At 43.8% G+C, this 12430-nt stretch carries 14 protein-coding genes; 9 read left to right on the top strand and 5 right to left on the bottom strand.

The genetic code is table 11. The features are described 5' to 3' along the window. Window positions 1-81 precede the first annotated feature (81 nt). Window positions 82-1698, bottom strand: a complete 1617-nt coding sequence (locus tag K5Q73_RS04630; protein WP_220761956.1) for a mechanosensitive ion channel family protein — start codon at window positions 1696-1698, stop codon at window positions 82-84. A 179-nt stretch (window positions 1699-1877) separates the two neighbouring features. Here K5Q73_RS04630 and K5Q73_RS04625 point away from each other — a divergent pair, with 179 nt between their 5' ends. Beyond that, window positions 1878-2213, top strand: a complete 336-nt coding sequence (locus K5Q73_RS04625) for a hypothetical protein (protein WP_220761954.1) — start codon at window positions 1878-1880, stop codon at window positions 2211-2213. A gap of 81 nt (window positions 2214-2294) precedes the next feature. Here the strand turns inward: K5Q73_RS04625 and K5Q73_RS21565 are convergent, their stop codons facing one another. Then, window positions 2295-2420, bottom strand: a complete 126-nt coding sequence (locus K5Q73_RS21565) for a hypothetical protein (RefSeq protein ID WP_259650767.1) — start codon at window positions 2418-2420, stop codon at window positions 2295-2297. A 230-nt stretch (window positions 2421-2650) separates the two neighbouring features. Between K5Q73_RS21565 and K5Q73_RS04620 the strand changes: the two genes are divergently transcribed. The 6 genes from K5Q73_RS04620 (at window position 2651) to rraB (ending at window position 7441) form a co-directional block, all read left to right on the top strand. After that, on the top strand, window positions 2651-2932 hold the full coding sequence (locus K5Q73_RS04620; protein WP_220761953.1) for an ABC-type zinc uptake system zinc chaperone: 282 nt from the start codon (window positions 2651-2653) through the stop codon (window positions 2930-2932). An 80-nt stretch (window positions 2933-3012) separates the two neighbouring features. Continuing rightward, complete coding sequence (locus K5Q73_RS04615; protein ID WP_220761951.1) at window positions 3013-4218, top strand: hypothetical protein; 1206 nt, start codon at window positions 3013-3015, stop codon at window positions 4216-4218. Further along, a complete protein-coding gene (locus K5Q73_RS04610; protein WP_374706807.1) occupies window positions 4202-5128 on the top strand; it encodes a metal ABC transporter solute-binding protein, Zn/Mn family in 927 nt (308 codons plus the stop codon). The genes K5Q73_RS04615 and K5Q73_RS04610 overlap by 17 nt, the downstream gene beginning before the upstream one ends. A gap of 112 nt (window positions 5129-5240) precedes the next feature. Beyond that, a complete protein-coding gene (locus K5Q73_RS04605) occupies window positions 5241-6032 on the top strand; it encodes a metal ABC transporter permease (protein ID WP_220761949.1) in 792 nt (263 codons plus the stop codon). A 237-nt stretch (window positions 6033-6269) separates the two neighbouring features. Next, on the top strand, window positions 6270-6998 hold the full coding sequence (locus tag K5Q73_RS04600) for a 1-acylglycerol-3-phosphate O-acyltransferase (RefSeq protein WP_220761946.1): 729 nt from the start codon (window positions 6270-6272) through the stop codon (window positions 6996-6998). A gap of 29 nt (window positions 6999-7027) precedes the next feature. Continuing rightward, window positions 7028-7441 (top strand): ribonuclease E inhibitor RraB, encoded by a 414-nt coding sequence (rraB, locus tag K5Q73_RS04595; protein ID WP_220761944.1) that lies wholly within the window; start codon window positions 7028-7030, stop codon window positions 7439-7441. 166 nt (window positions 7442-7607) lie between these two features. Here the strand turns inward: rraB and K5Q73_RS04590 are convergent, their stop codons facing one another. Continuing rightward, window positions 7608-8579 (bottom strand): sensor domain-containing diguanylate cyclase, encoded by a 972-nt coding sequence (locus tag K5Q73_RS04590; RefSeq protein WP_259650766.1) that lies wholly within the window; start codon window positions 8577-8579, stop codon window positions 7608-7610. A 13-nt stretch (window positions 8580-8592) separates the two neighbouring features. Beyond that, window positions 8593-9588, bottom strand: a complete 996-nt coding sequence (locus K5Q73_RS04585; RefSeq protein WP_220761933.1) for a response regulator — start codon at window positions 9586-9588, stop codon at window positions 8593-8595. Window positions 9589-9980: 392 nt separating this feature from the next. Between K5Q73_RS04585 and K5Q73_RS04580 the strand changes: the two genes are divergently transcribed. Beyond that, entirely contained in the window at window positions 9981-10787 is an 807-nt protein-coding gene (locus K5Q73_RS04580; protein ID WP_220761931.1) for a crotonase/enoyl-CoA hydratase family protein, read from the top strand. A 171-nt stretch (window positions 10788-10958) separates the two neighbouring features. Continuing rightward, complete coding sequence (locus tag K5Q73_RS04575) at window positions 10959-11450, top strand: YqhA family protein (RefSeq protein ID WP_220761929.1); 492 nt, start codon at window positions 10959-10961, stop codon at window positions 11448-11450. Window positions 11451-11479: 29 nt separating this feature from the next. On the opposite strand, the gene K5Q73_RS04570 is transcribed toward K5Q73_RS04575, so the two are convergent. Further along, a complete protein-coding gene (locus tag K5Q73_RS04570; protein ID WP_259650765.1) occupies window positions 11480-12355 on the bottom strand; it encodes an alpha/beta hydrolase family protein in 876 nt (291 codons plus the stop codon). Window positions 12356-12430 lie beyond the last annotated feature (75 nt).

Below are 12430 nucleotides of genomic sequence, written 5' to 3'. Positions count from 1 at the left end.
GCAACAGTGATAGATAATGAAAAGCCCCGACAACCATAGGTTGTCGGGGCTTTTTTCATTTTATCTTTAGCACGACTAGAGTTACTTCTCTATAGCCGTTTGGTAGATATGCACATCGCGCTGTGGGAACGGAATGCTAATGCCTTCTGCATCGAAGCGCATTTTAACCGTACGAGTGATATCCCAGTAAACATCCCAGTAATCTTCAGGCTTAGTCCAAGGACGAACGATAAAGTCTACTGAAGACTCACCTAAGGTATGTAGCTTGATCATAGGCTCTGGATCTTTGAGCACTAAAGGATGTGCCATAACGATATCGCGTAACACTTTTTCAGCATGCTCAATATCATCGCCATAACCAATACCAAAAGTCAGATCCACACGGCGTTGATGCTCAACAGTGATGTTGTTGATAGTATCGCCCCAAATCTTGTTGTTTGGCACAATCAGTCTTTGGTTGTCTAAGGTCTTAATTGTGGTTGAAACTAAGCTCATATGGCTTACACGACCGGTTACACCGCCTGCGTTGATTAGGTCACCTACGTCGAATGGACGGTAGACTAAAATCATCATGCCAGATGCGAAGTTAGATAGCGTATCTTGCAATGCAAAACCAATGATCACACCCGCGATACCAAAACCAGCTAGTAGTGGCGCAAGTTCAAAACCAAGCTGTGATAACGCGATAAGTAGACCCAGTGCAAACACCACTTTACCCGATAGCGAGATAAAGAAGTCTTGTAGCAGCATGCTAAATTTAAGCTTGGAGTTACTTACTGCTTTTTGAACAACACTTTTAGCCACTCTGCCTACAAGGCTAGATAGGAATAAGATTAAGCAGAAGATAATTAGCTTGAACATGATGCCCGCGCCATTTTCCATCGCTTGGTTCTTAGCAATTGTCATCCACTCAGATAACAAGTTACTCGCTACGTCAAAGTTCAATACGTCTTGGGTGATGTCACCAGACACACTAAATAGTGTTTGTTTGTAAAGTGCAGTGTTTTGACCGTAAGCATCTAAGATCTCAATCGTTGAATTTAGGCTGCTTGAGCTTTGATCCAAACGCTCTTTTAACTCAACAACTAATGACTTTTGATCTGCGCTAACATCTGCGCCAGCAATTTGCACATCGGCAACAGCTTGATTCAGGCGCTCTTGGTTGTAGTAAACAAAGCTATTTAAATCATCAGCACGAGAAATTAGTGCTGCAACAAAGGCTTTGCCTTCAGCATCAACATTTATCCCAGCTGTTTTAGCCCAAGATAGAAGTTCGTGTTCTGAGGTGAATAACTTATCTTGTTCACGCTGGATCTGCATTAGACCAAGCATGATCTTACGATCGCTGCCTGGACCCGCTTCACCCATTAGCTCAGCTTTTTGTTTGGCAAAATAAGCTTCTACAGCATTAGTAAAGGCAAGTTGTTTAACAATATATGGCTTTAAAAAAGCAACATCTGGATTTGTTTTATCCATTTGTTCCTTTAGGGTTTCTTGCAGCAAGGTCGCATTACGACCAATACGGTACTCAAGAAAGTTTTTGATTTCGCCTTTAGTACTTGGTAGTGCTTTAACATCACTATCAATAAGGCTTTGTATTTTATTTAAATTGTTGGTTAATTCTGTATTCTCTGCTGCTGCTGTAAATGAGCATAAGCTTAGAATAAGCATTAAAATTGGGGGGAGCATTTTATGCATTTGCTGTGTCCGATAGTTCCCTGAATCTAGTAATAATATTACGCCTTTGCAGAACTGTCGATTTGTTATTGAAATAGCGATAAGCAAAATAGCGAATACACAGCTAAATCTGTTAAACTTTGCGGCCTTAATATTGGACGAAAAGTGAGCCAATATGCAGCTTAAGAGAGATACTTTTAGTGATATGCGCCCATTGTTCTAAGTCATTTGCGATAGATAAAATTGAAAACCAAAGAGGAAAGGGATTAAGTACTGAGATCCAATGCCCATTTTGTCAGGCCTGGTTAGGTAAAAGTGTGATTTTATCTTGGACTAAAATTATCAGCTTTTATACCGGTGCAGTGCTTTTTGCGTGGAGTTACTTTGATACTGAGGTAAGAAGTATTGGCATACCCGTCGCCATTTTCTCTATTTTACTGATGTTGCTGAGTCATATCATGGACAACCTGAAAGTAAGGCAAGCGCCTGAAGTTGAGATTGTTGATAACAGTGAGCATCTAAAAAAATATCGTTAGCAGTGCATGCTCCTACATACACTCTGATGACATTAGGCCATCAGAGTAGAGCTGTGTGGCTACTTTGTGAACTGCTTAAATTTAGTCAATAACTTGAACTTGTGCTTCAAGTGCAGCTTCCACGTAGTAAATACCGCCGAGTATCGCAACAAAAAATAGCGTTGTCATGATGATAAACTTTAAGTTCTTACGAATTACTTCAAGCATGATATTTGCGCCTTAATAAAATATAAACTCTTGTTTAATATCACTATGGATATCATTTTACGCTAGCAATATTAGAGGTTAGAGCTTAAGACAGTATTAAATGCTATTCAAGTTTAGGTGATCTACTTCACAAACAGTTTGTAACCTTCGTCCACTTCAAAGCTTGACTTCAACTTTCATCCACATAAACTTGTCATGTTTTAACACACAAGGTTAACACTGTGATTCGAATGAGTAATGTAAAGCAGAAACTGGTAATGGGGCTTGTTGCCGTATTCCTGTGCCTGTCATTTGCAGCGTCCGCTCATAGTCTGAGTCATTTGGACGATGGCGCTACAAACCATTGTACTCTGTGTTATCACCAACACCAGGTCAATAACCTGTTGCCTAGTTGTGAGCTTCATATCAATGTTGAGCTTCAGGGAGTTGAAAGCCAAGAGTACATCCTTCCACAATCCAACTCGCGTCATGTGAGTTTCTTTAATAGCCGCGCCCCTCCAGTTTCAGCGTAATTCTTCATATTAAACAATAAATAACTAGAATTTTTTAAGTATTCCCACAGGGAAGGCTTAGCTGTATTTCGGAGAATAAAATGACTATTTCAACTATGCGCCTAACAGGCGTAGCCGCTGCATGCGCACTTATTTCGACTCAAGCGCTAGCAAGCGATCCTAGCCTGACAAATCCAGCCATTAGTGCGGTGCTAGATGGATATTACCAAAGCGGCGAGCGACCGATGTCAGAACGTGTCGAAGGCTTTGGTTTAGGCCATACTGAGTTGGCAATGAGTGCCAATATCGATGATATGTTTTACGGTAAGTTAACCGCGGTTGTCGAGATGCATGATGGTGAAACTGAGCTTGGTTTAGAAGAAGCTTTCATTCAGACCTTAGCCATGCCAGGCGGTTTATCTATCCGTGCTGGTCGCTTTTTGTCAGATATTGGTTACCTAAATAATCAACATGTACATACGGATTCGTTTTCTGATAGACCTGCGGCTTACCGAGCATTTTTAGGCAGTCACTATTTCGATGATGGTGTGCGTTTAAGCTATGTGGCACCAACGGATCTGTATTGGACCATGGGTGCTGAAGTGTTTAAGGGTGACAACATGCGCGCCGCAGATGAACTTGGTGAGCGTGATTTTGAAAACTTAGGCGTGTATACCGCATTTACTAAGCTTGGCGGTGACGTTGGCGCTAATGGTTCTTGGCAAGCAGGCTTGAGTTACTTGCGTAACGAGAATGGCCGTATGACCGCGGATGAGCATGAACATATTGAAGCCGTTGCGGACGATGGTCACGATCATGACCATAGTCATAGTGCGCAGTATACGGGTGAAAATACCTATGTCGCCGATTTCGTCTATAAGTGGGCGCCTAACGGTAACTACAAGTATCAGCACTTAACCTTGAGTGGTGAATACTTCCGTGTTACCGACTTTAAACCGCTTGATGAGCACCATGATGATCACGATGAGCATGAAGAACATGGTGATGAAGGCAAAGACTATCAAGAAGGTTGGTATCTAAGCAGTGTTTATCAGTTCTCACCTCATTGGTCTGCAGGTGTTCGTTACGGTCAAGTCGATACCCAAATGATGCATGGTGACCATTTCGATCCACAGAAGCTAAAAGAGACAGAGGTGAGCCTTGCTTGGCACCATAGTCACTTCTCTACAGTGCGTTTGCAGTATACCAATCAGCAAGGCACCAATTTTGATGGTTTCGAAGATGACAACATCATTACTCTACAATATGTCATGACTCTGGGGGCTCACGGTGCGCATCAATTCTAAGCAGTCATTAACTAGAGGGGCAAAAGCCCTAACACTTGCCTTAGCACTCGGTATGACCAACAACGCTGTTGCAGCCTTAAATATTTTTGCTTGTGAGCCTGAGTATGCCGCATTAGCGAAAGAGCTGGCGCCGGACGCTAAGATCTACTCAGCCACGACGGCGATGCAAGATCCACATCAGGTTCAGGCTCGCCCAAGTTTGATCGCTAAAATGCGTCAGGCCGATTTGGCTATCTGCGCTGGCGCAGATCTAGAGATCGGTTGGCTACCTATGCTGCAGATGAAGTCAGCAAACGCTAAAGTAAGATCAACGGATCAAGGCTTGTTCTTTGCGGCAGAGCAGATAGACACACTGGATCAGCTCGCCTCGGTAGATCGCTCTATGGGTGATGTACACGCACAAGGCAACCCGCATCTTCATTTCGATCCCAATCGTTTGTTGTTGGTGGCTGCAAGTTTAACTAACAAGCTTATTCAACTCGATCCAGAATCGGAGGAGGCTTACCAAGCTGCATTGATAAACTTTAGCGAGCGTTGGCAGGCTGCGATCCCTAACTGGGAGGCAAAAGCGCAAGCTTTACAGGGCAGTAAAGTGATCGCCTATCACTCTAGCTTTAAATACTTGTTTAACTGGCTTGGGCTAGAGCAGGTTGCGGATCTTGAGCCAAAGCCAGGGATCCCACCGAGTAGCTCCCATTTAGCAAGCTTGCTAAACCGTGCTAAGCAGGGCGATATATTGGCGATCGTTATCGCCTCATATCAGAGTGAGCGTGGCGCCGAGTGGTTAGCTGAGCGTTCGGATCTGCCGGTGCTAGTATTGCCAATGTCGGTTGGTGGTAACGAGCAAAGCGTGGATCTGTTTACGCTATTCGATAGTGCTATCGCTCTGTTGTTGAGTGCGAAGCAGTAATCGTAAGTTGCAATGCTATCTAGCCTAATCAGTCAAGATTAGGCATTAATAGGACGGATCGCGGTTTAGGGATCCGTTCTAGTTTTATCAATTATGATAAGAGTCACTACCTATGTTTGATCTCGATCTACTCTCTATCTTGCTACCTGCTTTCGCAGCGGGGATCTTGGTGTTATCTACCCATGTTGTTTTAGGTCAACAAGTATTAAAGCGCGGGATTATTTTTATCGATCTGGCGATAGCCCAAGTTGCAGCTTTAGGCGCAATTGTCGGCCATTTAAATCACGACATAGAGGCCCTGCCATTTTCCAATGTGTGGATGCCAGCGCTATTTGCTATCGCCGGGGCAGGCTTTATCGCTTGGTTGTCAAAGCGGATGGCAGATGAACTCGAAGCTATCATCGGCTGTTTCTATGTGCTTGCTGCCGTAGCGGCCATGTTACTACTGTCGAACGATCCCCATGGCGCAGAAATGTTGAAACAGTTAATGTCTGGCCAAATTTTGTGGGTGAGCTGGAGTCAGTTAATCCTGCCAGCCGGTATCTATTCAGCGATATTGCTAGCTTTGATTTATCGACCCGCTTTACTCGAAGGCCGAGCTTTTTATCTGCTTTTTGCCATCGTGATTACGTTATCGGTTGAGCTTGTAGGTGTGTACTTAGTGTTTAGTAGCTTGATCTTACCAGCGCTTGCGGTGAATCATTTCAGCGGACGATTTAAGTTGGGCTGGGCCTATTTAGTCGGTTTAGTCGGCTATGTAGCTGGCTTAGTCTTGTCTGCGAGTTTAGATCTTCCTAGCGGTGCTGCCATTGTGGCAACCTTAGCTGTGACGGCAATATTATTTAGATTGATGCTTTATATAAAAAGCAGGAATTCGGCTTTAGAAAATGAGCTGATGAACTAGCATTAAAGTCAGGTCAGACCTTATCGATAAAGGAACTAAGCTAAAATCTGCGGCTAAATCCGAGCGAAATTAAAGTTCACTTAAGCTATGTCAGCTAGAGTCGCTCGGTTTTTATCAAGGTTAGCCTGTCTTCAGGCTACACGTGTAAACTTATGTTCATTTGAATGAAGTCGTATTTATATTGAGTCGCACTTAGTTGGTGATATACTGGCGCCAATTAAATCGCGGGAGATTATAGTGCTGTTAATCCTTAGATGTTTGATCTTGTCTATCATGCTGCTATTAGCCTTTATTATCGGTGGCTTAGCTTGTATTTTGCGTCCTCGTCATCGAGATAACGTACACATGTTCGCCAAAGTGTTTTCTTGGGCTGCACCTGTACTCGGTATCAAAGTCATTGTGCGTAACAGTCAGCAGCAGGGCGATAAGCCATGTATTTTCCTTGCAAACCATCAGAATAACTTCGATATGTTTACCCATACCGCTGTTGTGCCAAAAGGCACGGTGAGCTTAGGTAAAAAGAGCCTAGCCTGGATGCCGTTATTTGGGCAGATCTACTGGCTATCGGGTAACATTTTGATCGATCGTAAAAACCGTAGTAAGGCATTCGATACCATGGCTGCGACTGCACGTAAGATCAAAGATAAGTGCCTGTCTGTGTGGATTTTCCCAGAGGGAACACGATCACGCGGTCAAGGCTTGCTGCCTTTTAAAGCAGGAGCATTCTATACCGCAATTGCAGCCGGTGTGCCTATGGTGCCTGTATTGGCTTCAAACCAGTGTCATATCAAGCTAAATCGTTGGAACAATGGTGTGGTGATCATCGAAATGATGGAACCGATTGAAACGACGGGGATCGACAAGACACAAGTGAAAGAGCTTTCTAAGCGCATTCACGCTTTGATGTCGGAAAAGTTGTCACAGTTGAATCAAGAAGCTTCTGCATTAATGACTAAAGCGGTATAATCGATCGCCAAATTTTTGAGGAGTCATCGATGTCTATTGAACGCCAGTTAAACGAACAGAAACAAGAAAACCGCGAGATCGTTGAAGCGATTCTTGCCGATGGTTCATTACCCGATGCCGAGTACACTATTGAGCATCATTTTTCATCGACTAACTTCGATCGTTTAGAGAAGGCGGCTGTTGACGCATTCAAGCTAGGCTATGAAGTCAATGACGCCGAAGAGATGGAGTTAGATGATGGCTCTGTGATTTATTGCTTCGATGCCGTTGCGAGCCATGAGCTAGAGACAGATCTTCTAGATGAAGCTTGCGAGAAAATGATCACTTTAGCGGCTAAGCAGAAAATTGATTATGACGGTTGGGGTACCTATTTCATCGACGAAAATGGCGAAGAAGTCAGAGACGAAGACGAAGATGATTATGAAGACGAAGAACTACACTAGTTTTCGCCCATAAGCTTACCAACAAAAATGCCCATCTGATGATGGGCATTTTTGTTTTCAGCGCTAAACCATCTACTTCAGCAGGTGGTTATCATCAATTAGGCTTTGCCTGAAGATCTACTCATGTTAATTGGACTCTGACTTTTAGCGTCTATTTCTCGCAGCGTTACTCGTGAGCGATAGTGCAGTTGCGGCCGGCTTCTTTTGCCTGGTAAAGCGCTTGATCGGCTAATGACAACCAAGTATCACTATCGATGATTTCAGGCTTGATTTCGCAAATGCCTAAGCTCACTGTGATCTTAATGGTGTGATCTTCATAGCAGATCTCTAATTGTTCGAGCTTCTTTCGCAAACGTTCGGCAAAGAATCGCGCATTTGCTGCCGGGGTATTCGCCAGCACTACGCCAAACTCTTCACCGCCATAACGCCCGGCGCAATCGGTTTCCCGTAGCGATTTTTTAATGGTGTGAGACACATTCTGCAGTACCCTATCGCCAGCTTGATGACCGTAGGTGTCATTGATCGACTTGAAGTGATCGATATCGAGCATTACTAAGCTAGTATCATTGCCATAGCGAGCATGACGATCGAACTCCTTCTGTAAGCACAATTCCCAATGACGACGATTAAATAGCTGAGTCAGTCCATCTATCTGGCTTAAATGTTCAAAGCGTTCATTGGCTGACTTTAGCTGTAATTTATTGATCGCCACGTCGGTGACGTCATAGACGATCATACTGATATGGGTCACTTCACCTGTGAGTGATGACAGAGGTAACAGGGTGACGTTCTGATACATGAAGTCCGCTCTACCAGTAATCGGCCGATAGTTCTTGAACTGAAACACAAAGGGTCTCTGTTCCCAGCTGATAAATGCTCGATTCTTAAGCAGAAAAACCGATTCCATCTTCTGCTTGAGCCAAGTAGCGGGTAGATAATCAAACTGTTTAAACAGATTTTTGTCTTTAATTGAATTAGGCGCTACACCGCTGTGGTTTTCCATAAAACCGTTCCACAGCTGGATGTTGTAATCACGATCAAGTACGACTAAGCCTACCTCTATGGTTTGCACCATATCGATTAGCCAGTGGAGTTCGTTCATCGCGCTGTTGTCTACAGCTTTCTGATCTGTTGCCATCCTAATATCCATTTTAATCTAGCAAGTAGCCAAGCTTATAGTTTAGCGTTGGCAGTGAGTCTTCGGTAAACAGCAGTAATAAATCACACTGAATATCATGATCTTCGATGCGATAATTAATTTCCATCGCCAATGTGCGGCTCCACTTATCGGAATTCTCGCTGATCAGGTTATTGACGCTACAGTGTCTACCAAGCACAACGGGGTGGCTCTGGCTAAACTTCATATGTAACTGTTCTGATATTCCATTAAGGAAGGCGCCAATCAGCACATTCGCCGTGTCTATCATGACTTCAATTTCAGTTTCTTCATCTTCTGGGTTTTCAAGCTTCATTAGCTTGGCCATATCTTGAAATGAAGAATCATGGAACAGTAATAATGCTTCTCCGGCTACACCGGCACCAATGAACCCCTGGCATAGCGCCGATACGGTACTCTGCTCCTCGGTGGCCTTCAGCGTCATGGTAAGTTCGCTGACTTCAAGTACGTTAACGTTTGGAATAGGGAGTTTTACAAAGACATTTAACAACTTAGATAGTAGATCTGCGGCGCGGCCCATAGCGACGTTAGCAACCTCTTGGCAGGCGTCACGGAGATCGACTTGGATCATGGGGCCTTGGTTATGTTCAATACCCTGAGCTAACTCTAAAATACCGTATTCTTGTAGAATATGGCTAATAGCATCGGCACTAACAGGTTTTTGAATAAAGTCGAGGGCGCCTAGATTTCTGACTCGCTCATGAGCTTTAATCTGAATATCACCAGAAACCACAATAACCAGTGCGGGCAGATCTTCTTTTTGAATAGCTTCTAAGACTTGGTAGCCATCCATTACAGGCATGTTTAAATCGAGAAAGACCACTTCGCCTTTGCCTTCACGGATCGCCTCAATGCCTTCTAAGCCATTAGTAGCATAGGTGATTTCGACATCCCAATCTTTAGGAAGCGTGCGTGCCATCTGTTTTCTGGCTAACGCTGAATCATCACAAATTAATATCGGCAGCGACATTGTTATTATTGTTTCCTATTTATCCATTTACAGCTTAGTTACTCACGGCTAGCTTAAAATGCTCGTTGGTTGCCGCAGTTTGAAGTCCTTGTCACATTTTCGAAGCAATAACTTGCCGCTGAAATACAAAAATTGTATTTCAGTTTTAAATCCTTGGCTTATGCCTTCGAAATGAAATCTTACGGGGTAGCTTCCATGACATTATCCCTTATGAGAAGGGGATGCGCTACGACCCGATTATTAAATATCAACTTACCAATAGAAAGTCTTATTTGATGACAAAAAAATGACGAATGTCATATTCCCTATGTATGTTATAGCTATTAACCAAATATTCCAAATGTGTTAACTTTGCTTTCTGGACAGACCACTTGGCAAGGAAGGGCAGCAACATGACTCATGATTTAGTACGTATCAGCAAAAATAACGGCATTGCTTTTGTGAGCCTGAATCGGCCGGATAAGTATAATGCATTGAATTATGAGCTGTTTCATGAAATTGATCTCTGTATAAAAAAATTAGCACGAGACAAAACCCTGACAGCGGTAGTGTTGTTTGGTGAAGGTGGTAATTTTAGCTCAGGCTTAGATGTAAAAAGTGTAATGAGTTCGCCGTTAGATGCGGTTAAATTACTGTTTAAGCTGCTTCCCGGTAACACCAATCTTGCTCAGCGGGTTTCTATCGGCTGGAGGCGATTACCCGTTCCGGTTATCGCGGTGCTGGAAGGGATATGTTACGGCGGCGGTATGCAAATAGTCTTAGGTGCAGATTTTAGAATCGCGGCACCAGATTGCAAGATGTCGATAATGGAAGCGAAATGGGGGCTAGTACCAGACATGGCTGGCCTTGCAGGACTGAGAGAGTTAATGCCAAGAGATCAGGCGCTTATGCTTACAATGTCAGCAGATGTTATTTCTGCTGAGCAGGCCTTATCGATGAATTTGGTGACGAAAGTGGCAGAGAACCCTATGGCAGCCGCTACGGCTTTAGCAAGCAAGCTAGCACAAACATCCCCCGATGCTAATGCGGCCATTAAGCGCAGCATTAGTAAAAGTTGGTCAGCTCCTATTCGTCAGCTATTAGGCCGAGAGTCTTGGTATCAGGTGCGCTTATTGCTGGGAAAAAACCGAGTGATTGCAGCACTAAGGCAGACTAAGAAGCCGGATAAAACCTACCAAAACAGGCAATCTGGCTGGTAATTTTTAATTGAGAATATGAAATGTGATCGGCTTCACGAAAGCTTATGTTTTAAGTGTGGTGATGAATGGCTTCTTTTACACTCGCATTCCTTATCGATTCCGGTAGTAGGACATTAATTCTACTATTGTTTATTGGTATACCAACTAAAAATCATTGGAAGCTTATTACTCATGCGTGAACTTTTTGAACGTTTTCTCTGGAGCAGCCGCTTGTCGGTTATGTTTGGTGTCTTGTCATGTATTATGGCTGCGTTTGTGGTCTTTGCTATGGGCCTCAGAGATGTTGTACACATGATTGAGCTTATTCTTGGTTATGTATTCAGTGGCAGCCACGCAGTGCGCAACGATCTGGTGATGGTTGTGGTGGAGATCTTAGATACCTTCCTACTCGGCGCAGTATTGCTTATTTTTGCTTTCGGTCTATATGAGTTGTTTATCAGTAATCTTAAAGATGCCAGTAAGAGTGACGCTGGTGGTAAGATTTTGATTATCAGCAGCATAGATTCATTAAAGAGTAAGTTGGGTAAAGTGATCTTAATGATGTTGATTATTAAGGTGTTTTCTTTCTTTACCGATATGAAGCCTACCTCTATGTTGGATCTACTCTATATGGGCATTACCGTAGTCTTGATTGCTGGAGCCTTAAAGCTGAGTAAAGACTAACTTGATACTCGGTTTTAATAGAATAAAGCCTATCCATTTGGATAGGCTTTATTGATCCTGCTGGCAAATCCTTCAATTAACTCGAGGCTATTATCCCACGCCATCTCAAGTGTTAAGTCTAGCGCTAAGACTTGCTGACTGTAGCGAGTCGGCGCATTAGCAGGCGCCAAGCTTCTCCTCTTCAGCTGAGTGGAAATTGATGCCGCTGTGCCATCTTTAGATTGAATATCCAATACAGGAATGGCTAGTGAGGCTAGCTTTTCAGGCAGAGCATTGTTGACCGACTCCAGCTCGCTATAGGGATTCACTATCACCAACAAATCGGGCATAGGCAGACGTTTGCTTGCTAATAGCTCTATGATTAGGTTGGCACTATCTCCCATGGTCACCAGCATTCTTTTACCTGAAAAATGTTTACCTAGCGCATCGAGCTGCGCCATGGAGGCGAGCATAAAATCTTGCTGTAGTTTGGTCTTAGCTACTTGCTCTGCGGTGAGTTGACTATCACTGGCTTGCTCTGGCTGCTTAGTAAGCTGATTGCCAGTTTCAATTGCTGTGTTTATTTCAGTGCTTGTGTCGGCAGGCTCTGGCGGTGTCAGGGCTAAGGTTGCCCACCCCGCATCGTTTAGCTCACGTCTTAGATAACTCGCTAAGCCAGGAGCATCGGCGCGTTCCCCTAGGGCAGGCACGATAATGGCTAAGCCGAGTTGTTTGTGGCCTAACCAAGGCCGCAATAGAGCCGGAACGCTTTGGTTCTCGACCTGTAGTTGCTTGACCTCGCTAGCGGGAAGGTAGCTGTAATCGGCGTTAGATGCCGATGCTATAAATGAGCCAGTGTAAGTTATAGCGCCACAAATAAGGCTGATAAGAGTAAGAGGTTTAACTAAAATAGCTGAGAACTTCATACTGGTGATCATATCCACTGAGATAGGAAGGCCCAGCAGTATAACCTTTACACTGTGTTTATAAAAACCGGCTTA

This window comes from Shewanella sp. MBTL60-112-B2, from assembly GCF_019655055.1.
Classification (GTDB): domain Bacteria; phylum Pseudomonadota; class Gammaproteobacteria; order Enterobacterales; family Shewanellaceae; genus Shewanella.
The sequence above is the reverse complement of the archived record's forward strand: the minus strand, read 5'-3'. Positions and strand labels throughout refer to the sequence as shown.